Below are 25,253 nucleotides of genomic sequence, written 5' to 3' on the forward strand. Positions count from 1 at the left end.
GGCCTCGGTTTCGCCGCCGCGCCGGTGGGGCAGACGGAACGACATAGCAAAGGAAAAGCCGGCTCCCGTCGAAGGACCCGGCTTTCGAATTCTCCACGCTGGCCTTGCGGCTGCGGGAGAGGCGCTCGGCGAAATGCCGCGGCGCCGGATCGGGCTTACGCCTTTTCCTTGACCGTCAGGATCTGCTTGCCGCGATACATGCCGGTCTTCAGGTCGATGTGGTGCGGCCGACGCAGCTCACCGGAGTTCTTGTCTTCGATGTAGGTCGGCGCCTTCAGCGCGTCCGCCGAACGGCGCATGCCGCGCTTCGACGGGGTCGTTTTCCGTTTGGGTACGGCCATGTCCTGCTCCATTTGGCCCGCCGCTCGCCGGAAAGCCAGCGGCCGGGCAATCTCGATTGTCCGGGGTGCTCCGGGCCCACGGAAGCATGGCTTCCGATGACTCGGTGCATTCGCGTCGCAATGCCGATCGGTCGACCAAGAGCCGCCGCAAGGCCTCGCCATGACGGGAATTCCAGGTGCCCATAGCAAAGCTTCGGCCGAATTGGAAGGGGCCTGGACGCGCGCTCAGCCCTTTTGCGGATCGCCGACGCAGCCGACATAGGCGCCGGAGCGCGACGCAAGACGCTGGACGCGCCGCGCCAGCCGGTTCAGTCCGGAGGAGGGCTTGCCCGGATTGCGTGCATCCGGCGCGGGCAGGGTGACGGTGATCAGGGCGGCCTGGCGCGCCGTCAGTTGCGCGGCGGATCTGCCGAAATAGTGCTGGCTCGCCGCATCGATTCCGTAGATGCCTTCGTCCCACTCGGCGATGTTGACGTAGATCTCCATGATCCGCCGCTTCGACAGGACGAGATCGAAATAGATCGCCAGCGGCACTTCCAGACCCTTGCGTAGGAAGGACCGGCTGTTCCACAGGAAGAGGTTCTTCACCGTCTGCATGGTGATCGTGGAGGCGCCGCGGGTTTCCTCGCCGGCCAGGGCTTCGTTTACGACTTCGCGCATTTCGCCCCAGTCGACCCCGTGGTGCCGGCAGAACTGGCCGTCCTCGGACATGATGATCGAGTGGAGGAGAACCGGCGAAACATCCTCGATCGCCACCCAGTCGCGCTCGACCGGCTGGCCGGTGAGGTGGTCGTAGAGCATCAGCGTCGACATCGGATGGACGAGGCGCAAGGCATAGACCGGCGTCAGGACCAGCGGGATCGCGGCGAGCAGGACGAGCACTGCGGCGACCCGTGTCAAAATACGCAGCATTCGTCTAAACATCCGGCTCGGTCTGCCTCGGCGGGGACTTTCGCATGCCTCCCCGCAGGAAGGATCGTCTTTACTTATCGGTGGTAGAAACCTTTCGCAATGCCTTGCTGGCGACATTAGGTTCCGCTGATTGTTCGCTTGCTTTCCTAAATTGAGACTAGATGCTGGGAGACGGAACGAAGATGAAATCGGCGGATTTCGAGGGAAAACTCGCGGTCACTGCAAAGGCGGTTGGCGCTTTTCTCGATGACATTCTTCAATCGCATCAGTTGGTGGCCGGAACTCCGCAAAAACTCTTGGGTGCGATGCGCCACGGCGTGTTGAACGGGGGTAAGCGCCTGCGGCCGTTTCTGGTGATCGAGACGGCGAAGATGTTCTCGGGCGATTCGAAGGCGGCGATGCAGGTCGGCGCGGCGCTCGAATGCGTCCATTCCTATTCCCTCGTCCATGACGATCTGCCGGCGATGGACGATGACGATCTCAGGCGCGGCAAGCCGACCGTGCACAAGGCCTTCGACGAGGCGACGGCGATCCTGGCTGGTGACGCGCTATTGACTCTGAGTTTCGGCCTCATCGCCTCGTGCGACAAGATCCCGGCGGAGGCACGCGCGGCCCTCGTCGTGCTCCTGGCCAAGCGCGGCGGGGCGCCCGGCATGGTCGGCGGCCAGATGCTGGACATCCAGGCCGGCGACAGCCGCTCCGAGATCGAGATCACCCGCATGCAGGCGATGAAAACCGGCGCCTTGATCAGCTGCTCCTGCGAGGCGGGAGCGCTTCTTTCCGGGGCATGCGACGACGATCGCGCCCGGCTTCGCCGCTTCGGAGACACGATCGGCCTCGCATTCCAGCTCGCGGACGACCTGCTCGACGAGTATGGCGAGGCGGAGGTCGTCGGCAAGGCGACAGGCAAGGATCAGGCCAAGGGCAAGCGCACGCTCGGACAGATCTACGGCCGGCGCGCGCTCCAGGACCGGCTCGACGCGCTCGAGAGCACGGCGGAGGAGCTGCTGGAGCCCTATGGCGAGAGGGCCGAGCTCCTGCTGGAAGCGGCGCGCTTCGTGGTCTGGCGCAAGCACTGATCTGGTGATCGCGTCGACCCGGCATGGCCTGCCGCCGCGCGGCGGCTGAGCGTCTCGAACTCCGGCACTTCGTAAGATCCGCCGGACGTCGCAGGGCCCGCGCGGATCTGCGCGGGGTCAGTTCTTCATGACGATGCAGAAGCCGCCGGCGCCGCGCAGCCGGTTGCAGAGCGCGTCGGCTTCGGACTTCGTGTCGGCGCCGATCCTGACGGCATAGATGCGGCGTCTCGGGCTCGTGCGCGTGCGCGTGACGATCGGCTTGATGTCGCCGAGGATCGAGGGAAAGGCCGACTGGACGCGGGCGAACATCCGCATGGCCACCGCCTGACGTTCGTTGCCGGCCACCTGGACCCCCCACGGCTTCATCGGCGCGCTGTCGACATCCGCAAGCGAGCCGAAGACCGAACGCGTCTTCATGATGGGGAGTTGCGCGCAGCCGTCGAGGAATTCGAGCTCGTCGTCGAGCGGATGATGCTCGACCTCGCGGCCGTCTTCCTTGAACCAGTCCGCCGGCCGGAAGGTGATCGCGGCGACGTAGTTCTCGGTCTCGGCCGGCAGGTAGCCGCCATTGGCGATCCAGGATTTCACCCGGTTGATCCCGCCATTGTAGGCCGCCGCCGCGAGACCCCAATTGCCGAGTTCGGTTCGAAGGTCGGCGAGATATTGCGCGGAATGGCGGATCGAGGATTCGAGATCGTAGGGGTCGTCTAGGCCCCGTTCCACCGCGGTATAGGGCATGAACTGCGCGATGCCCTGCGCCCCCACGGGCGAGACCGCCTTGATGTCGAAGCGGCTCTCTTTCCAGATCAGCCGGGCGAAGAAGTCCTTCGGCATGCCGACCGCTTCGGCGTCCTTGCCGATCAGTTGGCAGATGTCGCGCGCGGTCGGCGCCGCGGTTTTCCGCTGCAACGGCGTATCGTCCGTCTTCGGGACGGGGGCGGCGATCTGTTCGACGCCTGTCCCGGCGGTATCGTCGGTGGCGCCGGCGGAGCCGGTGTCGGCGCCTGCGGAAGGCGGCTCGTTCACGCCTTCGAGCGCGGGCGGGCTCGGCGGAAAGGGGATCGCCGGCAGGACCATCCCGGGAACCGCGGCCGGCTCTGGACCGACGGTCTGGGCCAAGGCGCTCGGCGCCAGTGCGAGGAGCGCGCTCGCGAGCAGCGGCAGGGCCGCGCGTCCGGCGCTTATGCGTGTTGGCTGGCAGTCGCCCCGCTTCATTCCGCCGCGGCGCGGTCGGACCCGAAACGTCGCTCGATATAGTCCGCGACCATCGCCTGGAATTCGGCCGCGATGTTCGGGCCGCGCAGCGTCACCGTTTTCTTGCCGTCGACGAAGACCGGGGCCGCAGGCGTCTCGCCGGTGCCGGGCAGCGAAATGCCGATATCGGCGTGCTTGGATTCGCCGGGCCCGTTGACGATGCAGCCCATCACCGCGACGTTCAGCGCCTCGACGCCCGGATAGCGCTCGCGCCAGACCGGCATGTTCTCGCGGATGTCCGACTGGATCTTCTCGGCGAGTTCCTGGAACACCGTCGAGGTCGTGCGGCCACAGCCGGGGCAGGCGGCGACGACGGGGACGAACTGGCGAAAGCCCATGGTCTGCAGGAGTTCCTGTGCGACCTGCACCTCCTTCGTGCGGTCGCCGCCCGGCTCCGGCGTCAGCGACACGCGGATCGTGTCGCCGATGCCTTCCTGCAGGAGGATGCCCATCGCCGCGGAGGACGCGACGATGCCCTTCGAGCCCATGCCCGCCTCGGTGAGGCCGAGATGCAGGCAATGGTCGGTGCGGCGGGAGAGGTCGCGGTAGACGGCGATGAGGTCCTGCACCTGGCTGACCTTGGCCGACAGGATGATCCTGTCGCGGGCAAGACCTATCTCCTCGGCAAGCTGCGCCGACAGGAGCGCCGACTGGATGATCGCCTCGCGGGTGACGGCCCGGGCCGAGAGCGGCTGCGGCAGCGCGTTGTTCTGGTCCATCAACCGGGTCAGGAGCTCCTGGTCGAGCGAGCCCCAATTGACGCCGATGCGGACCGGCTTGCCGTAGCGGATCGCCATCTCCACGATGGCGGAGAACTGCTTGTCGCGCTTGTCCCGGAAGCCGACATTGCCGGGATTGATGCGGTATTTGGCAAGCGCCTCGGCACAGGCCGGATGATCGGCCAGCAGCTTGTGGCCGATATAGTGGAAGTCGCCGACCAACGGCACGGTAACGCCCAGCCGATCGAGCCGCTCCTTCACCCTGGGCACCGCGGCGGCGGATTCGTCCCGGTCCACGGTGATGCGGACGATCTCGGAACCGGCCTTCGCGAGCGCCGCCACCTGCGCGACCGTCGCGTCCACATCCGCCGTGTCGGTATTGGTCATCGACTGTACGACGACCGGCGCGTCGCCCCCGACGAGAACACCGCCGACGTCGACGGAAACTGTTCTCTTGCGCGGCGCGGGATCGGCCTCGATCGTGTCGATGGGGGTCTGGATGGTCATGGCGGCTTCCGGTTGATGCCTCGGCGGGCAACGACGTTCCGACAGCGAGGTGGCGCCCCTCGCCGAGCTTGTCAATCGGAACACGCGGCTATGGCGTTCCGATGACGGGACAGGGGTCCGATCGCCGAGCGTGAGTTCCCCTCTATGTCGAGGCCCGACAGGACAAACCTTCAGGGAGTTGCGCCATGGCCGTCGGATACGGGCCGATCGTCGTCATCCTAGTCTTCATTGCGCTGATCGCGGTCATGCCGGCCTGGCCCTATGCCCGGCGATGGGGCTACCGGCCGACCATGATCCTCGGCATCATCTTCGTGATCATTGCGGTCTATGTCGCGATCGGCGGTTTCGGCCCGCCGCAGAACGCGGTCTCCTTCCCGCGCTGAGCCGCGACTCGATGCACGCTTTTGCATGGGTGGGAACTGAATTCGTCTTCAACGGTTTGTGAGGCGACTGTTAGACAAACAACGAATGGAAACGTCATGAGCGTCGGCGCCATCATCCTCATCATCGTCATCCTGCTCCTGATCGGCGCGCTGCCGACCTGGGGCTATTCGGGCGGCTGGGGCTACGGTCCTTCGGGCATTCTCGGCCTGATCGTGGTCGTGGTCCTGATCCTGCTCCTGCTTGGACGTATCTGAGCGGTCCGCCACCGCGACCAGCCTTCTGATCAACGCAGCGCCGCGCCGAGTGACCCTCGGCGCGGCGTTGTCATGTCCGGCGCCGGGATCGGAGCGGATGCTTCGGCCAAGGACTTCTCTTGAGTCCATAGAGTGAGTGGCGAGCGCATGCTGCGGTGCCGCGGGTCTTGTTGCGCTGCGCAGATTGCGCAATGAGTCATGCTCTTGTCCTCGCGCATATGAAGATCGGCACAGGCCGTTGCGCGGGCATTTCGTGTCAGGAGGACGCATGGCACAGCGCGGCGTCGCCGTTCGGCGGGACCCTTGCCGGAATACGCCATCGGCAGATGAATTCGCAGAGGCGGCAATCAGCGGGGGCCGGCGGTGATCGACGCCGGCGACTACCGAACACTCTACGACCGGTTCGCGTGGAACCTTCCCGCCCGATTCAACATCGCCGAGGCCTGTGCCGACCGCTGGGCCGAACGCGAACCCGATCGCTTGTGCCTGATCGAGGATCGCGGCGCCCTGCCGCCGGCAACGCTCAGCTATGGCGATCTGTCGGAGCGCTCGCGCCGCCTCGCCGCCGCCTTCGCCCGGCGGGGCGTGAAGCGTGGCGACCGGGTGGCGATCGTCCTGCCGCAGAGCTTCGAGGCGGCGATCACCCATCTCGCGGTCTACCGCCTCGGCGCCGTCGCCGTGCCGCTGGCGCTGCGCTTCGGGCCGGACGCGCTCGGCTTTCGCATGGCGGCCGCCGGGGCGAGCCTCTTGGTGATCGAGGGAAGCGGCCTGCCGACCCTTGCCGGTGTCTCCCATGACCTTCCGGAGCTTCGGCAGATCGTCGCCGTCGGGGCCGAACGGGCGGACCTTCTCGACTTCCACGCGCTACTCGCAGAACCCGACGAACCGGTCGAAGACGCCGACACGACCCCGGACGATCCGGCGCTGATCATCTTCACCTCCGGCACGACCGGCCCGCCCAAGGGCGCGCTGCATGGTCACCGCGTGCTCCTCGGCCATCTGCCTGGGATGCAGTTCCATCACGAGGGTTTTCCGAAGCCGCGGGACCGGCTGTGGACGCCGTCCGACTGGGCCTGGGCCGGCGGTCTCCTCAACGCGCTTCTGCCCTCGCTCCTCTTCGGCGTGCCGGTCGTGTTCACCCGCGAGCGCTTCAGCGCCGAGGAGACCTTCGCACTGATGGCGCGGCAAGGCGTACGCAATGCCTTCCTGCCGGCGACGGCCCTGCGCATGATGAAGGCGGCGACGACCCGGGAGGCGGTGCGGGCGCTCGATCTGCGAACGATCGGCTCGGCGGGCGAAACGCTGCCGCGCGCGACCTATCTGTGGGCGCGCGAGGCGCTCGGCCTCACCGTCAACGAGTTCTACGGCCAGACCGAGTGCAACATGGTGCTCGGCTCCTCGGCCGCCTTCGGCGTCTCCCGCCCGGGCGCGATCGGCAAACCCGTTCCGGGCCATCGGGTCGCCATCCTCGACGAGGCCGGCCAGCCCGTTCCCGCCGGGCGCACCGGTATCATCGCCGTCAGGGCGCCGGACCCGGTGATGTTCCTCGGCTACTGGAACGACCCTCAGGCGACGGCCGACAAATTCCGCGGCGAGTGGCTTATGACGGGCGATGAGGCGGTGATGGACGAGGACGGCTTCGTCGCCTTTGTCGGGCGGGAGGACGACATCATCACCTCGGCCGGCTACAGGATCGGGCCGGGCGAGGTCGAGGACTGCCTCCTGTCGCATCCGGCGGTGAAGCTCGCGGCCGTCGTCGGCAAGCCCGATCCCTTACGCACCGAGATCGTCAAGGCCTATGTCGTTCCGGCCGACGACGCGGAACCGGGCGCGAACCTTGCCGCCGCGATCCAGCTCTTCGTCCGCGAGCGGCTGTCGGCGCATGAATATCCGCGCGAGATCGCCTTCGTGACCGAGATGCCGCTGACCACCAGCGGCAAGATCATCCGCCGCGTCTTCCGTGAGATGGCGGAGCGTGAGGCGGGCGCGGCAGAGGCGGCGGAATAAGGCCCCCTCGCGTCGCCTGTGCGCCGCAGGCTCTGACGGGCCCTCGGCTCGCGGCGGGTTCGGAGTTCCGGAACGAAGTCTCTCAACCGGTTAAGAAACACGGTTAATCGAGCGTTAACGATTCGCTGCGATGGTCCCTGACCGAGGGAAGCGTCGCTTCGGGCGGCAGCTTCCGGCCGGATCAGGCGAGGGAAGCGGGTCGATGAGACTGTTGAAGATGATGACGATCGGCGCGGCAACGACCGCCTGCGCCTTCACCGGTGCGATGGCGGCCGACCTTCCGCCGATCTACGACGCGCCGCTCTATGAATCGGTGCCGGAGGTCCAGCCCGTCGAGATCGGCACCGGCTGGTACCTGCGCGGCGACGTCGCCTACGACTTCCAGACCGACCTGCCCTCGAGTTACGAGCTCCGCTCTGTCGATCCGAGCGGCACCAGCATCCTCGCGACCGGCTCCTATGACGGGCTCAAGCTTCAGTCCGGCGTCACGGGGTCGGGCGGCATCGGCTATCAGTTCACCGATTATCTGCGCGGCGATGTCACGCTCGGCTACTGGAAGCAGGACATCGGCGACGCCAGGCTCGGCGACTTCAAGGTCAGGACCTCGGCCAAGGGACTGGAAGTCATGGGCAATGCCTATGCCGACCTCGGCACCTATGTCGGCTTCACGCCCTATGTGGGCGCCGGCGTCGGCGGCGTTCGGTTGGAATACAATTCGACCTGCAGCTATAGCGGCATTTCCTGCGGGGATGGGCTGAACAGTTTCTTCGCCGATGACAACGCAGACTGGCGCTTCGCCTATTCGGTCATGGCGGGCGTCGCCTACGACGTCTCCAAGAACCTCAAATTCGATGTCGGCTATCGCTACCTCAATGTTGATGGCGGTTCGGCGACGGCCATCCGCGGCGGTCTCCCCAACAGCCAGACGACCTACCAGATCGACGGCGAGGACGACGGCTTCGACCGCCACACGATCACGGCGGGCCTTCGCTATTCGCTCTGGTAGGCGAGACGTTTCCGGCAGGGTCCGCGGCGCGTGACATGGCGGCCGGGACCTGCCGGCCGTAAAAGCCGAGCACCCCAACGTCCATCCACGCGCGACCGCCCGATAGTCCGCTTCGGCGCGCTTGATTTTGAGGAGGTCTTCCGCCGCGGGCCGCGGATGCCTGGGTGTTCGCCCCGTAGAAATGCGAGCCGAACAGGGGGCGCGCCAGGATGCGCCTGTCATCCATGATGCCGCCGCTCCTTTGGCCGCTCGCTCGATTATCCGCCGATCGCGGGCCCTTTTCGCCGGCTCGGAGCCGACTTGCCCGTTTAGAGCCGCCGCCCGCCAACGCGAATAAATCCCTTAGCGTTGTGAAAATATCATTCGTCGGCCGCACCCCGGAATGCAATATGCCCGCGCCGTGACCCTCACCCGGTTACGCGCGCGGGACGGGCGGTCATGGTGGACGGCCACGGGAGAGCGCCCCGTGGTCGTCGTGGCCCCCCGATTCGCTGCGGCGACCGAAGGGAAACGCCGTCACATCCGTGACGAAAAGTGCAAAGCCTGCCTCATCGAAGTGACGCTGCGTCAATGCGCGGGCGCAAGGCAGGGGCGGGCGGTCACGTGCTCTCTCCGCGTGGCCGCCCCTTTCACGATTGCGCCGCGCAGGACGGGATCGGTCTGTCTCGATATCGCCGGAAGGCTGGGGTGGGAGCTGCGGCTCACCGGCGCCGGTCGATGCCACACCGTCTCCCAGGTTATGATCCCGGGCACAGGCTTGCGCAGTTATGGGCCTTCCGCTATCAGCGTCCGCGGGACACCTCTCCCCAACGAGAGGCGCCTATCTGAAAGGGTAGCTAAAGATGGCGACTATCTCCAAGCCGGACATGCGTCCGGCCAATCCCCGCTTTTCGTCCGGTCCTTGTGCCAAGCGTCCCGGCTGGACGCTCGAGGCGCTCAGCGATGCAGCGCTCGGTCGCTCGCACCGCGCCAAGGTCGGGAAATCCAAGCTTCAAAAAGCGATCGACGACACCCGCGAGATCCTCGGCGTTCCCGCCGATTATCGCATCGGCATCGTGCCGGCGTCCGATACCGGCGCCGTCGAAATGGCGATGTGGTCGCTGCTCGGCGCCCGCGGCACCGACGTCCTTGCCTGGGAATCGTTCGGCTCCGGCTGGGTCACCGATGCGGTCAAGCAGCTGCAGCTGAAGGACGTCCGCACCTTCGAAGCGCCCTATGGCGAGATCGTCGACCTCGGCCAGGTCGATTTCGACCGCGACGTCGTCTTTACCTGGAACGGTACGACCTCTGGCGTGAAGATGCCGAACGGTGACGCGATTCCCGCGGGTCGTCAGGGCCTGACCATCTGCGACGCGACCTCGGCCGCCTTCGCGCAGGACCTGCCGTGGGATAAGCTCGACGTCGTCACCTTCTCCTGGCAGAAGGTCATGGGCGGCGAGGCCGCGCATGGCATGCTGATCCTCTCTCCCCGCGCCGTCGAGCGGCTGGAGAGCTATAAGCCTTCATGGCCGCTGCCGAAGATCTTCCGCCTGACCAAGGGCGGCAAGCTGATCGAGGGCATCTTCAAGGGCGAGACGATCAACACCCCCTCGATGCTCGCGACCGAGGACTATCTCGACGCGCTCGCCTGGGGCAAGGAGATCGGCGGACTGAAGGCGCTGAAGGCCCGCGCCGACGCCAATCTCGCGGCGGTCGAGGCCTATGTCGATGCGAATGACTGGATCGGCTTCCTGGCGAAGGATAAGGCGATCCGCTCCAACACCTCGGTCTGCCTCACCTTCACCGATTCGGATCTCGTCGCTCAGTCCGAGGACGCGCAGAACGCCTTTGCCAAGGGTGTCGCATCGCTGCTCGAGAAGGAGGGCGTCGCCCTCGACATCGGCGCCTATCGCGATGCGCCGGCGGGCCTCAGGATCTGGTGCGGTGCGACCGTCGAGACGGCCGACATCGAGGCGCTGATGCCGTGGATCGGCTGGGCCTACGCCCAGCAGAAGGCCGAGCTGAAGAAGGCGGCCTGACCCGGCCGGGCGGCAGCCGGCGAGCGGGAAGGGCGGTCGGCGTGCCGCTTTCGGATCGAACCAAGAGCTTCATCGCGGACACGCTCTCCCTGGTCGTGTTCTTCACGATCGCCAGCGGGCTCAACGAGCGCTTCATTGCGGGCATGACCTGGGACGAGGTCCTTGTGTCCCGCTCGATCGGCGCTCCGCTGATGGTCCTGACGGCGAGGCCCTACGGCTTGTGGCGGGACTGGTTCATGAAGCGGACCGACCCGTCCGGCAAGTGGAGCCGGCTGGCGATGGACAGCCTCGCGCTGCTCATCTTCCAGCTGCCGATCTACGTCGCGATCATCGTCGCCGGCGGGGCGGACGGCTTCGCCATCCTCAAGGGCGCGGCAGGCTTCGCGGCTCTGCTCTTCGTCCTCGGCCGGCCCTACGGCGTCTTTCTCGAACTCGTCCGTGGCTTCTTCGGCCTGAAGGGCCAGGGCCAGAAACCGATGTCCGTCGGCGGCTGAAGACGGACCTTTTCGCGGGGACGCCGATCGCGACCCCGCCCTCATTCCAGATCTCTTCACTTCGACGCCGGACGACCATCCTCCGGTGCAGTCACAAGGAACCGCATCCATGGCACCCCGCGTACTCGTATCCGACAAGCTTTCCCCGACCGCCGTGCAGATCTTCACCGACCGCGGCGTCGAGGTCGACTACATGCCCGATGTCGGCAAGGACAAGGACCAGCTCGCCGAGATCATCGGCCAATATGACGGCCTCGCCATCCGCTCCGCGACCAAGGCGACGGAAAAGCTGATCGAGGCGGCGACCAATCTGAAGGTCATCGGCCGCGCCGGTATCGGCGTCGACAATGTCGACATTCCGGCAGCTTCGAGGAAGGGCATCATCGTGATGAACACGCCCTTCGGCAATTCGATCACCACGGCCGAACACGCCATTGCGCTGATGTTCGCCGTCGCCCGCCAGTTGCCCGCTGCCGACGCCTCGACGCAGGCCGGCAAGTGGGAGAAGAATCGCTTCATGGGCGTCGAGATCACCGGCAAGACGCTCGGCGTCATCGGTTGCGGCAATATCGGCTCGATCGTCGCGTCGCGCGGTGTCGGCCTGAAGATGCGCGTCGTCGCTTTCGATCCGTTTCTGTCGGCCGAGCGCGCCGCACAGCTCGGCATCGAGAAGGTCGAGCTCGACGACCTCTTCAAGCGCGCCGATTTCATCACCCTGCACACGCCGATGACCGACAAGACCAAGGGCATCATCAACGCGGCGGCGATCGCCAAGATGAAGGACGGCGTGCGCATCATCAATTGCGCCCGCGGCGGCCTCGTCGTCGAGGCGGATCTTGCCGCCGCGATCAAGTCCGGCAAGGTCGCCGGGGCCGGCGTCGACGTCTTCGAGACGGAGCCGGCGACCGACTCGCCGCTGTTCGGCCTCGACAATGTCGTCTGCACCCCGCATCTCGGCGCCTCGACCTCGGAAGCCCAGGAGAACGTCGCCCTGCAGGTTGCCGAGCAGATGGCCGACTATCTCATCCGAGGCGCGGTGACCAACGCGATCAACATGCCGTCCATCACCGCCGAGGAAGCGCCGATCCTGACGCCTTTCGTCAAGCTCGCCGAGTGCCTCGGCGCCTTTGTCGGTCAGGTGACGGATGAGGCGATCAAGTCGGTCGAAATCGTCTATGACGGTACTGTCTCGACGATGAACACCAGGGCGCTGACGAGTGCCGCGCTCTCCGGCCTAATGAAGAGCCAGGTCTCGGACGTCAACATGGTGTCCGCCCCGGTGATGGCGAAGGAACGCGGCATCCAGGTCACCGAATCGCGCCGGGACCAGTCCGGCGTCTTCGAGACCTACATCAAGCTGACCATCACCACGGAGAAGCAGACCCGTTCGGTCGCAGGCACGGTCTTCTCCGACGGCAAGCCGCGCTTCATCCAGATCAAGGGCATCAATCTCGACGCCGAAGTCGGCCGCTACATGGTCTATACGACCAACAATGACGCGCCCGGCATCATCGGCCTGCTCGGCACGACCTTCGGACAGGCGGGCGTCAACATCGCCAACTTCCAGCTCGGCCGGAACCGTCCGGGCGGCGACGCTATCGCGCTCCTCTACGTCGATTCCCCGGTGCCGGAGGACGTGCTCGATAAGGTCCGCGCGCACAAGGAGATCGCCAGCGCCAAGCCGCTGGTGTTCGACGTGGCGGAAGTCTCGGCTTGAGATAAGGGCTGTAGCCGGCGGCTGCCGTCACCCAGGCGGCGCGTCGGCCGTCCGACCTTCGACAGAACCTCGCCGCCCCGGCATCCGTCGCGGCGGCGAGAGCGCTCTTAACCTATTGTTCATCCCGATTATGGTCTTGAAACAAGAGGTTGCGAACTTTTAAGCGTCGGCCTGCCACAAGACGGGCATGCCGAACCGCTCCTATCTTCCTGATCCTGGCCGCTGGATGGCCGTCGCCGTGCCCTCCGGCCTCGCGATCCTGTTGATCGGCGCCCTTGCCTGTCTGCTTCTGGGGATGTCGGTGCGGGAGGCGAATGATCTCGTCATCCAGCGGGATCGGCACCTGGCGGCATCGATCCTCCAGCAGGCCATCCGGCGCATCGCCCGTGACCAGGAGAGCGTGACCGACTGGGACGAGGCCGTCCTGCATCTTCATGAGGCCTTCGACCCAGATTGGATCGACGACAATATCGGCCTCTGGATGAACATGTATTTCGGGCACGAGCGGATCGTGGTTCTCGACCCGAAGGACCGGCCGATCTATGCCTCGATCGGAACAAGCCGCACCGATCCGGAAGTCTTCGCCGACATCGCGCCGATCGCGCGTCCGATGGTCGCCGATGTGCGCGAGGCGCTTGCCAGCGGAAACTGGCGCAGTGCGGATCCCGCCATTCGAAGTCCCGGTGCGAACGACATCGTGGTGGTCGACGGCCATCCGGCGATGCTCAGCGTCAAGCCGATCGTTCCATCCACGCAGAAGATCCGGCAGGCCCCTGAGAACGCCTACGTTCATCTGGCGGTCCACTATCTCGACGGCGCCTTCCTCAAGGAGCTGCAGCAGACCTATCAGTTCGAGGGCGCCCGGTTCTCGTGGCGCAACCAACCGCAGGACGACGAGCTGTCCTTTGCGCTGCGCAACACCGCCGGGCACGCGATCGGATATCTGATATGGCGGGTGCATCTGCCCGGGGAGGTTCTGGCCGGGCGCATGGTGCCGGCGCTGCTCGCCACCTTGTGCGCGATCCTCGTGATCGTCGCTGTTCTCGTCGCGAGCCTGCGCAAAGGCGCCCGCGCTCTGCGGGCGAGCGAGGCCCTGGCCCGCCACCGCGCGTTCCACGACGTTCTGACGGAACTGCCGAACCGCGCCTTGTTCAACGAGAGGCTGGCGGCCGCCTGCAGAGCGGGGGCCCGCGACACCAGCCTGCTTCTGCTCGACCTCGACCGGTTCAAGCAGGTGAACGACACGCTCGGCCATCCGGCGGGCGACGCGTTGATTCGCGTCGTCGGAGCAAGGCTGTGCCGTGTGGCGCCGGACGGGGCGACCGTGGCACGGCTCGGCGGCGACGAGTTCGCGATCCTTCTGCCTCGCGCGCGACAGGACGATGCCGTCCGACTGTGCCAGGCGATCATCGAAGCGATCGAAGCGCCGGTCTTGATCGACGGCACAGCGGCCGAGGTCGGCGTCAGCATCGGCGTCGCTTCGATGCAGGAAGCAGGCACCCCGGAAGCCGTGATACGGCGTGCCGACCGGGCGCTCTACCGGGCCAAGCGCTCGGGCGGCGGCGTCTCGGTTGCCGATGGCGAAGACGGCGTCCCGGACCTCGCGCATGCGATCGCGGCCTGACTGCACAGGCGCCTCGGCGTCCTCTCTCGCTGGCATGGCAGGGAGTCGCGTCGATCGCCACACGCCAGCGTCCGCCAGATCATTGAATGGAAGGTAACGAGCCACCGGTGGCGCCATGCGCGCCGACGGCATTGTCTTGCCGGGACGAGGGCGATCAGCGGCAGCTTTTGCGCGCAGCGGACGGGTTCCGCGCGATCCATGGGGCGCAGAGCGGCCCGCTGAACGGGCGCGGCGGACGCTATGCCGGGCTGTCGTCCTGGCCGGGGTCGCCGATATTGTAGCGGCGGAGCTTGGAATAGAGGCTCTGCCGGCTGAGACCGAGCATCTCGGCCGCCGACGCGCGATTGTTGCGGGTCAGTTCCAGCGCCGCCTCGATGCACAATTGCTCGATGATGTCGGCGGTTTCCCGGACGATCTCGCGCAGCGGGACGCGGCCGACGAGGCCGGTCATGTCGTTGGCCGAGCGGAAGGGCTCGCTGGGCCCTGGATGGACGGTCAGCCGCGCCGAGCGCCGGATCGAGAAGCCATAGAAGCGCTTCTCGTTCTGATCGAGCGCGGATCCGGAGACGTCGACCTCGGTCGTGCCGCCATATTGGGTATTGAGGACGGTGGAGAAGTTGCGCACGAAGCCGTCGGAATCGATGGCCGTCTTCAAGACGCCGAGCTCCACCCCGCGCCGGCCGATCATCTCGGCGAGCGAGCGGCCGACGGCCTGGTTGCGTGTCGCGATCTCGGTCAGGTCGAGGAAGCTCTCGTTCACCGCAGTTATGGTGAAGTCCGGATCGACCACCACCATCGCGTCCGGCGATTCGTGGCCGGCACGCCCGATGAGGTCCGCGGCGTTGGCGGCCAAGCCGTTGCCGGCGCCGGTGAGGAAGCGGACCGACATGCGGCCGGCTCCGTGCTGGCGGTAGAAGCGGACGGAGACCGGCACCGGTCCGTCGCCGTCGGAAAGCATCAGCTCTCCGCTTTCGGCCTCTCCCGACTTGCGTGCGGCCGTGAACAGGGCATCGATGTCGCGCAGATCCGACACGGCGACCAGCGCAGCGGCGCTCTGGCCGACGACGCGGCGCCCGTCGATCTCGAACAGGGCACGCGCCGCCGTGTTCGCCTCGACCACCTTGCGGCTGCCGGCATCGACGATGACGATCGGCTCCGACGCGGTGTCGAACAGGACCCGGTACTGAGCCTCGGCATTGCGAAGCCGGGCGTAGTCGGTCTCCAGCGCCAGCTGGGTCTCGACCAGTTTCTGCTGCAGGACGGCCATCGTCCTGAGGTCGCGGCCGAGGGCGAGGCGTGACCCGTCCTTGGACAGCGAGAGGACGGAATAGCTGATCGGCAGGTCAGGCCCGTCCGGCATTGGATGGTTGATCTCGCGGCGGGCAGGGGCATCTTCGCCGGACCGCTCCGTGAGCAGGCGCTGCACCTTCTGGCGACTCTCCACGGTGACGATATCGACGAATTTCTCGCCGATCCACCGCTTCTGGGCATCGTCGAAGAGATCCGGCTCGCGAATGGCGACGTCGATCACCGTGCCGGTCTTGTCGAGCAGCAGCGCGACATCCGTCGACGCTGTGACCATGGTGGCAACGAGTGCCGCCTCCAGGTTGGCGAAGGAACGGCCCGGATCGGAAAAGGATCGGCCGGCACTGGGATGGTTCATTCCGATGACACCCGCTCTCTCAGGCCTCGCTCCCTTCAGGCCTCACCGCTTCGCGCGAGAAATCCGCCTCCCGTGCGGGCAAAGGAGATCAGCGCTCGCCACTGCCGCACGAGCATTGGTCTCGATCAAATCGGCTCCGTAGCCATCTAATGGCATTTCGCCCTCTGCGAAAGCCCATCCGCCGAGAAAGATGCGCATTTCGGACGACATGGTTGCGGAACGCAGAGCCTCGACCTGATCGCCGAGAGCAGGCAGGAAGCGCTCGCTGCCGACGCTGAGGCCGACGGCGTCAAAGGGGCGGCGATCGACCTGTGCGCACAGATCGTCCAGGGTGGCGGTGATCTCGACGGCGACGCTCCAGCCGGCCTTGAGAAACAGTTCCGCCAGCACGAACAGGCCGAAGGTGTGCTGCTCGCCGGGAACCGCTGCCAGAAGCAGGCTCCGCTCGCCGTAGCCGGACGCGCTTTCGTGGTCGCGCAGCATGCCAAGTGCCCTCAGCATCTGCTGCAGCCGCGCCGACTTCGCCGTCACTTCGACGAAGCTCATCCGGTCGTCGGACCACAGCTCGCCGATGTGGCGGATCGCGGGTGCCATGATCTCGAGCAGGATCGTCTCGAGGTTCATGCCACTGTCACGCAACTGCAGGAGGTGGTCCCACTGCGAGTCCCGACTCTCCGACAGAACCAGCCCGAGAAAACGATCCGCCTCGTTGTTCCGCTGGAATTGGGGGAGGCGGTTCTTCAGGGCCGGCCCCGGGTCGACGTCGCCGCAATGAGCGGCGTAGAGCCGAGGAATGACCTGCGCGACGATGGTCTCCGAGAGGCATCGCTCCCAACGGCCGCCATCCGATTTGTCAATATTTCTGGACATGTCGACAGCCGGAGACGGTGATGGGTGCATCCTCCGCGTCGACCGTTCCGCTTGCATTGTTCCTGCCATCGGTCTGGTCCTCCGGCCCCCCGGCCTTGTCGGGATGAGGCGCGTTTCCGCCCTTCCGGGGAAACTGCGACGGCGTGCCGAGCGCTGTCCATAGACTGTCTCCCAATTTTAGATCGATTGCAATCCGGTTGGACGAGCATGCCTGTAAATATGGATGGACGTCAATTTGACTTGACACTTCCACACCCATGGCCGCAGACTTCCGTCCATGGCTTCCAGAGCATCGAAACCTTCGGGAAATGACGGCGCGGCCCCGGCCGCGCCCGGGATTGGCCGGCCTCGGCTCTATACCGCGGAGGAGCGCCGCCGCCGCGACGCCACGCCTTGGACGCTCGTGCAGGGTGTGCTCGCGCCGGTCCAGTTCGTCGTGTTCCTGGTCAGCGTCGGTCTCATCCTGCGCTATTTCGCAACCGGTGCGGGCTACGATGCCGCAGTCCTGTCGGTCGTCGCCAAGACCTTCGTCCTCTACGCGATCATGATCACCGGCTCGATTTGGGAGAAGGCGGTTTTCGGCCGCTGGCTCTTCGCGCCGGCCTTCTTCTGGGAAGACGTCGTCTCGATCGGCGTCCTCGCGCTGCATACCGTCTATCTCGTCATGTTGTTCCGGGGGATCGGCACGGTCGGCGAGCAGTTCGCCGTCGCGCTCGCCGGCTATGGCGCCTATGCGGTCAACGCGGCGCAGTTCCTGCTGAAGCTGCGCGCGGCGCGGCTGGAAGCGGCCGACCGGCCTCGAACGCTGTCGATGTCCGACGTCGCCGCGCAGGTCGCGTCATGAGCGCGCCCTCGGCCAACACCATGACTGTCGCGCCGGCTGCCGGCTGCACGGACCGGGCCGTCCTGCGCGAGCGCGGCCAGCGGGAAGTGTTCTGCGGGCTCACCGGCATCGTCTGGCTCCACAGGAAGATCCAGGACGCCTTCTTCCTCGTCGTCGGATCGAGAACCTGCGCGCATCTGATGCAGTCGGCCGCCGGGGTCATGATCTTCGCCGAGCCGCGCTTTGCGACCGCCGTGATGGAGGAGCGCGACCTTGCCGGCCTCGCCGACGCCAACGAGGAGCTGGACCGGGCCGTCGCGCGCCTCGTCGAGCGGCGTCCCGACATCAAGATGCTGTTCCTGGTCGGCTCCTGCCCGTCCGAAGTGATCAAGCTCGACCTCTCGCGCGCCGCCGCGCGGCTTTCCGAGCGCTACCGGCCCGATGTGCGGGTCCTCAACTATTCGGGTTCGGGAATCGAGACGACCTTCACCCAGGGCGAGGACCGCTGCCTCGCCTCCCTCGTTCCCGAACTGCCGGAGGCGCCGGCCGACGCGCCGGAGCTGCTCGTGGTCGGGACGCTGGCGGACGTGGTGGAAGACCAGTTCGCGCGGCTCTTCTCCGCAATGGGCCTCGAGGGTGTCCGCTTCCTGCCGCCGCGCAAGGCGCGCGACCTGCCGCCCGTCGGCCCCTCCGCCCGCTATCTTCTCGCCCAGCCATTCCTGGGGGAGACCGCGCGGGCGCTCGAAGAGCGCGGCGCGGGACGCATTGCTGCGCCGTTCCCGCTCGGCGCCGAGGGCACGACCCTGTGGCTGCAGGCCGCAGCGGACGCGTTCGGCATCGACCCGATGCGCTTCCGCGCCGCGACGGCCGCCGCGGAGGCTCGCGCGAAGCGCGCGCTGGAGACGCACCGGGCGGCGCTTTGCGGCAAGAGCCTCTTCTTCTTTCCCGACTCCCAGCTCGAGATCCCTCTGGCGCGGATGCTGTCGCGCGAGCTCGGCATGCAGCCGACCGAGGTCGGCACGCCCTATCTGCATCGCCAGCATCTCGCCGACGAGCTCGCGCTCCTGCCGGATGACGTCCGGCTCTCCGAAGGCCAGGACGTCGACCGGCAGCTCGACCGGGCGCGGGCGATCCGGCCGGACATCTCGGTCTGCGGGCTCGGTCTGGCCAATCCGCTGGAGGCCGAGGGGCTGGCGACCAAATGGTCGATCGAGCTCCTGTTCACCCCGATCCAGGGCTATGAGCAGGCCGGCGACCTCGCCGCCCTCTTCGCCCGTCCGCTCGCCCGCCAGACGCGGCTCAGGGTCTGAAGGGGAGGGCGCCATGCAGCTGACCGTCTGGACCTATGAGGGACCGCCGCATGTCGGGGCCATGCGCGTCGCGACTGCGATGGAAGGCGTCCACTACGTCCTCCACGCGCCGCAGGGCGACACCTATGCGGATCTCCTCTTCACCATGATCGAGCGGCGCGACAAGCGCCCGCCGGTGACCTACACGACCTTCGAGGCCCGCGATCTCGGCACGGACACGGCCGCGCTGTTCCAGCGGACGCTCAAGGACGCCCATGACCGCTTTCGTCCGCAGGCGATGCTGGTCGGGGCCTCCTGCACGGCCGAGCTGATCCAGGACGATCCTGCCGGCCTCGCCAAGGCCGCGAACCTGCCCGTGCCGGTGATCCCGCTGGAACTGCCCTCCTATCAGCGCAAGGAGAATTGGGGCGCGGCGGAGACGTTCTACCAGATCGTCCGAACGCTGGCGGGAGCGGTCAAGGAGCGCCCTGGCGACGAACCTGCGACGCGTCGGTCCGGCGCCCGCCCCACCTGCAACATCCTCGGCCCCACGGCCCTCGGCTTTCGCCATCGCGACGACGTCGCCGAGATCACCAGGCTGCTCGGCGAGATCGGTGTCGACGTAAATGTCGTGGCACCGCTCGGCGCCTCGCCTGCCGACATCGCCCGCCTCGGCGCGGCGGACTTCAACGTCGTCCTCTATCCCGAGATCGCCGGGGTCGCGGCGAAATGGCTGAAGCGGACCTTCGGCCAGGCGTTCACCACGGTCGTTCCGATCGGCCATGGCGCGACGCGGGACTTCGTGGCCGAGGTCCGCCGTCTCGCGGGCCTGCCGGAGGCCGAGGTGGCGGTCGCCGCGAAGCCCGCCTCGAACCTGCCCTGGTTCTCGCGCTCGGTCGATTCCAACTACCTCACCGGCAAGCGGGTCTTCGTCTTCGGCGACGCCACCCATGCGCTCGCAGCGGCACGCGTGGCGACCGAGGAGTTCGGCTTCACGCTCGTCGGGCTCGGCACATATTCGCGCGAATTTGCCCGCGACATTCGCGCCGCCGCCGAGGGCTATGGCGTCGAGCCGCTGATTTCCGACGATTATCTCGACATCGAACAGGCGATCGTCGCCGCCCAGCCCGAACTCGTGCTCGGCACGCAGATGGAGCGCCACATCGCCAAGCGGCTGGGCATCGCCTGCGCCGTCATCTCGGCTCCTGTCCACGTGCAGGACTATCCGGCACGATACTCGCCGCAAATGGGCTTCGAGGGCGCCAACGTCCTCTGGGACACATGGGTGCGTCCGCTGGTGATGGGCCTCGAGGAACATCTCCTCGGCATGTTCCGCGACGATTTCGAGTTTCACGACGAGGCCAAGCCCTCGCATCTGGGATCCGGCGCACGGATCGCGGCCGAGCCGCATGCAGACACCGCCATGGCGGCCGCGATGGCCGCCAAGGGCGCCCCGGCGGATGCCGGCGATGCCGAGCTGATCAGCCTCGGCTGGCTGAGCGAGGCCGAGGCCGAGCTGAAAAAGATTCCCTTCTTCGTGCGCGGCAAGGCCCGCCGCAACACCGAGAAATTCGCCGCCGAGCGGGGTCTTTCGGAGATCACCGTGGAGACGCTCTATGATGCAAAAGCCCATTACGGCCGGTGATCGCGCCGGGTCGGGCGCGCGGGGATCGGTTCCGGTCCGTGTCGTGCTGATCAGTCTCGACGGCCACATGGCCGGAGCGGTGGCATCCGCCCGCACGCGGCTGCGGCAGGAGATCCCGGGGCTCGAGGTCGTTCTCCACGCGGCAACCGACTGGGAGCGCGAGCCCGAAGCGCTCGCCGTCTGCCTCGACGACATCGCGCGCGGCGACATCGTCTTCGCCAACATGCTGTTCATGGAGAACCACATCCAGCCTGTGCTGCCGGCGCTGCAGGCCCGGCGCGACCATTGCGACGCCATGGTCGGGGCGATGTCGGCGGGCGAGGTGATCAAGCTCACCCGGCTCGGCGGCTTCGAGATGGCGGCCGAGGCGAAGGGGGTGATGGCGCTTCTGAAGCGCCTTCGCGGCGGTCCGAAGTCCTCTGGCCGCCCCGCGACGGGGTCCGGCGCCAGGCAGATGGCGATGCTAAGGCGCCTGCCGAAGATCCTGCGCTTCATCCCGGGAACCGCGCAGGACGTCAGGGCCTATTTCCTGACGCTGCAATACTGGCTGGCGGGCTCGGACGAGAACGTCGCCAACATGATCCGCTTCCTCGTCCAGCGCTATGCGGCCGGGCCCCGCGCCGAGGCGGTGGCGCGGCTGGTCAAGACGCAGGAGCCGGTCGTCTATCCCGATGTCGGCCTCTACCATCCGCGGCTGCCGGACCGGATCGCGACACGCGTCGAGACCCTCCCGAACCGCAAGGGCGGCGCTGCCGGGACGGTCGGCCTCCTTGTCATGCGCTCCTATGTGCTCTCCGGCGACACCGGCCATTATGACGGGGTGATCGCGGCGATGGAGGCGAAAGGGCTGAAGGTGATCCCGGCCTTCGCCTCGGGCCTCGACTCGCGCCCGGCCATCGACGCCTTCTTCCGCCGCGACGGAAAGCCGGTGGTCGACGCGCTCGTCTCGCTCACCGGCTTCTCGCTGGTCGGCGGCCCGGCCTACAACGATTCCCGCGCCGCCGAGACCGCCCTTGCCGAGCTCGACGTGCCCTTCCTCTCCGCCCATGCGGTGGAATTCCAGTCGCTCGGCGAATGGGCCGCCTCCTCCGCCGGGCTGACGCCGGTCGAGGCGACGATGATGGTCGCGATCCCCGAGATCGACGGTGCCACCGGACCGACGCTCTTCGGCGGGCGCACCGCGCTGCCGCGCGGCGACGGCCATCGCGAGATGACCGCCGATCTGGAGCGCGCCGGGATGCTGGCGCGCCGGGTGGAAAAGCTGATCGCACTACGCCGCCGGCCGAAGGCCGAGCGCGCCATCGCCCTGACGATCTTCAACTTCCCGCCGAACGCCGGTGCCGTCGGCACGGCGGCACATCTCTCCGTCTTCGCCTCGCTCTTCAACACGCTGAAGGCGCTGAAGGCGGACGGCTATGCGATCGATCTGCCGGCGAGCGTCGACGCGTTGCGGGCGGCCCTCCTCGAAGGCAATGCCGCGCGCCACGGCGCACAGGCCAATGTGCATGCCAGGATTTCGGCCGACGATCACGTGCGCCGCGAGCCGCATCTCGCCGAGATAGAGGCGCAATGGGGCCCGGCGCCGGGCCGGCAGCAATCCGACGGCTCGTCGATCTTCGTTCTTGGGGCCAAGTTCGGCAACGCCTTCGTCGGCATCCAGCCCGCCTTCGGCTACGAGGGCGACCCGATGCGGCTCCTGTTCGAGAAGGGCTTTGCGCCGACGCATGCCTTCTCGGCCTATTACCGCTGGCTGCGCGAGGATTTCGGCGCCGATGCGGTCCTCCATTTCGGCACCCATGGGGCGCTCGAATTCATGCCGGGCAAGCAGGTAGGCCTGTCCGGCGCCTGCTGGCCGGACCGGCTGATCCAGGACCTGCCGAACGTCTATCTCTACGCCGCCAACAATCCCTCCGAGGGCACCATCGCCAAGCGCCGAGCCGCGGCGGTCCTCGTGTCCTACCTGACCCCGCCGGTCGCCCATGCCGGGCTCTATCGCGGTCTCGCCGATCTCAAGGCCACGATCGAGCGCTGGCGGGCCAGTGCGCCGGAGGCCTTTGCCGAAAGGCGCGACCTGGAAGCCACCATCGCGGCCCAGGCGGCGGCACTCGACCTCTGCGAGATGCCGGAGGAGGGGACGAAGGCCGCAATCGACGTGCCGGCGCTTCACCATGCGGTGCTCGAGGTCGAGACGACGCTGATCCCGCACGGCCTCCATGTCGTCGGCCAGCCGGTGTCCGACGCCGAGCGCGCCGATCTCGTCGCCGCGGCGGCCGAGGTCTCGCTCGGCGCGGTGCCGGCGGAGGGCGCGATCGCGGCGCTGGTCGGCGGAGACCGCGGCGCCGCGCTTTCGGCAAAGGACACCGATCCGGCTGCCGACGATCCCGCTCAGCACGAAAAGATCGCGGCGCTGGTCAAGCTGGAAGAGGACCTCCGGCAGGACTTCGAACTGCCGGCCCTGCTGCGCGCTCTCGACGGCCGCTTCATCCGGCCGGTCGCCGGCGGCGACCTCCTGCGCAACCCCGAGATCGTGCCGACCGGGCGCAACGTCCACGGCTTCGATCCCTTCCGCATTCCGAGCGCCTTCGCGGTCAAGGATGGATGGTGTCAGGCCGAGCGCATGCTGGCGCGCCATGCGGCCGGCGGCCATGGCCTGCCGGAGAGCGTTGCGCTGGTCCTGTGGGGCACGGACAATCTCAAGAGCGAAGGCGGCCCGCTCGCCCAGGCGCTGGCCCTGATCGGCGCGGCGCCGCGTTTCGACGGCTTCGGCCGGCTCTGCGGCGCCGATCTCCTGACGCTCGACAGCCTCGGCCGGCCGCGCATCGACGTGCTCATCACCCTGTCCGGCATCTTCCGCGACCTGTTGCCGCTTCAGTCGAGGCTGCTCGCCGAAGCCGCCTTCCTCGCGGCCTCGGCCGAGGAGCCGGAGGAGCAGAATTTCGTCCGCAAGCACGCGCTCGCCTATGCGGCGGAGACCGGCTGCGACCTCGAAACGGCGGCGCTGCGCGTCTTCTCCAACGCCGACGGCGCCTATGGCTCCAACGTCAACATGCTGGTCGATTCCGGCGCATGGGAGGCCGAGGGCGAACTCGCCGCCGCCTATACCCGCCGGAAGTGCTTCGCTGTCGACCGCAAGGGCCGGACCGCCGAGCAGGCTGCGCTTCTGAAGGCGAGCTTCGCCAAGGTCGAGATGACCTATCAGAACCTCGAATCCGTCGAGCTCGGCGTCACCACGATCGACCATTATTTCGACACGCTCGGCGGGATCAGCCGGGCCGCCTCGGAGGCGCGGGGTGAGAAGGTGCCCGTCTATATCGGCGACCAGACGCGCGGCGAGGGAAAGGTGCGCACGCTGGAAGAGCAGGTCGCGCTCGAAACCCGCACCCGCATGCTCAATCCGAAATGGATCGAGGCGATGCTCGCCCATGGCTATGAGGGCGTGCGCCAGATCGAGAGCCACGTGACCAACACGCTCGGCTGGTCGGCGACCACCGGCCAGGTCAGCCCCTGGGTCTACAAGCGCCTCGCCGAGACCTTCGTGCTCGATCCCGAAATGCGCGAGCGCCTCGCCAGCCTCAATCCCACCGCTTCCGCCCGCATGGCCGACCGGCTGATCGAGGCCGAGGAACGCCACTACTGGAAGTCGGACGCGGCCGATCTCGAAGCGCTGCGCGAAGCCGGCGCCGATCTCGAAGACCGCCTCGAAGGCGTGAAGACCATGGAGGCCGCCGCATGAGCGCGCTCAAGACGACACTACCGCTGCCGGGAACCGTCTATCGCCGCGAGGATGGCGAGGGCTCGGTGCAGGTGAAGATGAATTCTGGACCGAAGATCGAGGGCGCCATGGTCTTCGCCGTCTACGGCAAGGGCGGCATCGGCAAGTCGACGACGTCGTCGAACCTGTCGGTCGCCTTCTCCAAGCTCGGCAAGCGCGTCCTGCAGATCGGCTGCGACCCCAAGCACGATTCCACCTTCACGCTCACCAAGCGGCTGCAGCCGACGGTGATCGACGTCCTGGAGACCGTCGACTTCCACGCCGAGGAGCTGCAGCCGGAGGACTTCGTCTTCGAGGGCTACAACGGCGTCATGTGCGTCGAGGCGGGCGGCCCGCCGGCCGGCACCGGCTGCGGCGGCTATGTCGTCGGCCAGACGGTGAAGCTCCTGAAGGAGCATCATCTCCTGGAGGATACCGACGTCGTCATCTTCGACGTCCTCGGCGACGTCGTCTGCGGCGGCTTTGCCGCGCCGCTCCAGCATGCCGACCGCGCCCTGGTCGTTACCGCCAACGACTTCGATTCGATTTTCGCGATGAACCGCATCGTCGCCGCGATCCAGGCCAAGGCGAAGAACTACGACGTGCGCCTCGGCGGCGTCATCGCCAACCGCTCGGCCGGCACCGACGAGATCGACCGGTTCAACGCCGCCACGGGCCTCACGCGGGTGGCGCATTTCCCCGATCTCGACGCCATCCGCAAGAGCCGGCTGAAGAAGGCGACCCTGTTCGAGATGGGCGACTCGCCGGAGGTCAAAGCCGTGCAGGACGAATATCTGCAGCTGGCGGCCAAGCTTTATGCCGGCGTCGCGCCAATGGACGGCAAGTCCATGAAGGACCGCGACATCTTCGATTTCCTCGGCTTCGAGTGATCAGGC

General features: G+C 67.1%; 20 protein-coding genes. 14 read left to right on the forward strand and 6 right to left on the reverse strand.

From position 1 onward, the window contains the following. Window positions 1–155: 155 nt before the first annotated feature. Together rpmF and mtgA are read right to left on the reverse strand one after the other, a co-directional pair. Window positions 156–341 (reverse strand): 50S ribosomal protein L32, encoded by a 186-nt coding sequence (rpmF, locus tag LH400_RS16635; RefSeq protein ID WP_229153975.1) that lies wholly within the window; start codon window positions 339–341, stop codon window positions 156–158. 225 nt (window positions 342–566) lie between these two features. Then, on the reverse strand, window positions 567–1,253 hold the full coding sequence (mtgA, locus tag LH400_RS16640; RefSeq protein WP_229153976.1) for a monofunctional biosynthetic peptidoglycan transglycosylase: 687 nt from the start codon (window positions 1,251–1,253) through the stop codon (window positions 567–569). A 182-nt stretch (window positions 1,254–1,435) separates the two neighbouring features. Here mtgA and LH400_RS16645 point away from each other — a divergent pair, with 182 nt between their 5' ends. After that, entirely contained in the window at window positions 1,436–2,332 is an 897-nt protein-coding gene (locus tag LH400_RS16645) for a polyprenyl synthetase family protein (protein WP_229153977.1), read from the forward strand. 117 nt (window positions 2,333–2,449) lie between these two features. On the opposite strand, the gene LH400_RS16650 is transcribed toward LH400_RS16645, so the two are convergent. Beyond that, the gene (locus LH400_RS16650) at window positions 2,450–3,451 is read right to left on the reverse strand and encodes a lytic transglycosylase domain-containing protein (RefSeq protein WP_229153978.1); all 1,002 of its coding nucleotides are present in this window, start codon (window positions 3,449–3,451) and stop codon (window positions 2,450–2,452) included. A gap of 92 nt (window positions 3,452–3,543) precedes the next feature. After that, window positions 3,544–4,812: a flavodoxin-dependent (E)-4-hydroxy-3-methylbut-2-enyl-diphosphate synthase gene (gene ispG / locus LH400_RS16655; protein WP_229153979.1), complete on the reverse strand. Its 1,269-nt coding sequence runs from the start codon at window positions 4,810–4,812 to the stop codon at window positions 3,544–3,546. A gap of 185 nt (window positions 4,813–4,997) precedes the next feature. Between ispG and LH400_RS16660 the strand changes: the two genes are divergently transcribed. The 8 genes from LH400_RS16660 to LH400_RS16695 all read left to right on the forward strand — a co-directional run bounded on the left by LH400_RS16660 (window position 4,998) and on the right by LH400_RS16695 (window position 14,316). Further along, on the forward strand, window positions 4,998–5,195 hold the full coding sequence (locus tag LH400_RS16660; protein ID WP_229153980.1) for a DUF3309 family protein: 198 nt from the start codon (window positions 4,998–5,000) through the stop codon (window positions 5,193–5,195). Between the two features lie 96 nt (window positions 5,196–5,291). After that, window positions 5,292–5,450, forward strand: a complete 159-nt coding sequence (locus LH400_RS16665; RefSeq protein WP_229153981.1) for a DUF3309 family protein — start codon at window positions 5,292–5,294, stop codon at window positions 5,448–5,450. A 363-nt stretch (window positions 5,451–5,813) separates the two neighbouring features. Continuing rightward, on the forward strand, window positions 5,814–7,457 hold the full coding sequence (locus LH400_RS16670; protein WP_229153982.1) for an AMP-binding protein: 1,644 nt from the start codon (window positions 5,814–5,816) through the stop codon (window positions 7,455–7,457). A 202-nt stretch (window positions 7,458–7,659) separates the two neighbouring features. Next, entirely contained in the window at window positions 7,660–8,463 is an 804-nt protein-coding gene (locus LH400_RS16675) for an outer membrane protein (protein WP_229153983.1), read from the forward strand. Window positions 8,464–9,305: 842 nt separating this feature from the next. Beyond that, window positions 9,306–10,481 (forward strand): phosphoserine transaminase, encoded by a 1,176-nt coding sequence (locus LH400_RS16680; protein WP_229153984.1) that lies wholly within the window; start codon window positions 9,306–9,308, stop codon window positions 10,479–10,481. Between the two features lie 41 nt (window positions 10,482–10,522). After that, the gene (gene alaE / locus LH400_RS16685; protein WP_229153985.1) at window positions 10,523–10,975 is read left to right on the forward strand and encodes an L-alanine exporter AlaE; all 453 of its coding nucleotides are present in this window, start codon (window positions 10,523–10,525) and stop codon (window positions 10,973–10,975) included. Between the two features lie 109 nt (window positions 10,976–11,084). Then, complete coding sequence (serA, locus tag LH400_RS16690) at window positions 11,085–12,692, forward strand: phosphoglycerate dehydrogenase (RefSeq protein WP_229153987.1); 1,608 nt, start codon at window positions 11,085–11,087, stop codon at window positions 12,690–12,692. 187 nt (window positions 12,693–12,879) lie between these two features. Continuing rightward, window positions 12,880–14,316 carry a diguanylate cyclase domain-containing protein gene (locus LH400_RS16695; RefSeq protein ID WP_229153989.1) on the forward strand — a complete coding sequence of 479 codons (1,437 nt, stop codon included), beginning with the start codon at window positions 12,880–12,882 and terminating at the stop codon, window positions 14,314–14,316. 238 nt (window positions 14,317–14,554) lie between these two features. Here LH400_RS16695 and ppsR read toward each other — a convergent pair whose 3' ends face one another. Together ppsR and LH400_RS16705 are read right to left on the reverse strand one after the other, a co-directional pair. Then, entirely contained in the window at window positions 14,555–15,979 is a 1,425-nt protein-coding gene (gene ppsR, locus LH400_RS16700) for a transcriptional regulator PpsR (RefSeq protein WP_229153991.1), read from the reverse strand. 42 nt (window positions 15,980–16,021) lie between these two features. Then, window positions 16,022–16,918: a cobalamin B12-binding domain-containing protein gene (locus tag LH400_RS16705; protein WP_229153992.1), complete on the reverse strand. Its 897-nt coding sequence runs from the start codon at window positions 16,916–16,918 to the stop codon at window positions 16,022–16,024. 208 nt (window positions 16,919–17,126) lie between these two features. On the opposite strand from LH400_RS16705, the gene bchF reads away from it, so the two are divergent. The 5 genes from bchF to bchL are packed head-to-tail and all read left to right on the forward strand — an operon-like array spanning window position 17,127 to window position 25,247. Then, window positions 17,127–17,693 (forward strand): 2-vinyl bacteriochlorophyllide hydratase, encoded by a 567-nt coding sequence (gene bchF, locus LH400_RS16710; protein ID WP_229153993.1) that lies wholly within the window; start codon window positions 17,127–17,129, stop codon window positions 17,691–17,693. Window positions 17,694–17,713: 20 nt separating this feature from the next. Then, window positions 17,714–18,982, forward strand: a complete 1,269-nt coding sequence (locus tag LH400_RS16715) for a ferredoxin:protochlorophyllide reductase (ATP-dependent) subunit N (protein ID WP_229154427.1) — start codon at window positions 17,714–17,716, stop codon at window positions 18,980–18,982. A gap of 13 nt (window positions 18,983–18,995) precedes the next feature. Beyond that, window positions 18,996–20,606 (forward strand): ferredoxin:protochlorophyllide reductase (ATP-dependent) subunit B, encoded by a 1,611-nt coding sequence (gene bchB / locus LH400_RS16720; protein ID WP_229153994.1) that lies wholly within the window; start codon window positions 18,996–18,998, stop codon window positions 20,604–20,606. After that, entirely contained in the window at window positions 20,581–24,339 is a 3,759-nt protein-coding gene (locus tag LH400_RS16725) for a magnesium chelatase subunit H (protein WP_229153995.1), read from the forward strand. Before bchB ends, LH400_RS16725 begins: the two co-directional genes overlap by 26 nt. After that, window positions 24,336–25,247, forward strand: coding sequence for a ferredoxin:protochlorophyllide reductase (ATP-dependent) iron-sulfur ATP-binding protein (gene bchL, locus LH400_RS16730; RefSeq protein ID WP_229153996.1), 912 nt, complete (start codon window positions 24,336–24,338; stop codon window positions 25,245–25,247). Before LH400_RS16725 ends, bchL begins: the two co-directional genes overlap by 4 nt. The last annotated feature ends 6 nt before the right edge of the window (window positions 25,248–25,253 follow it).

This window comes from Jiella soli, from assembly GCF_020615385.1.
GTDB lineage: Bacteria > Pseudomonadota > Alphaproteobacteria > Rhizobiales > Rhizobiaceae > VKMB-3413.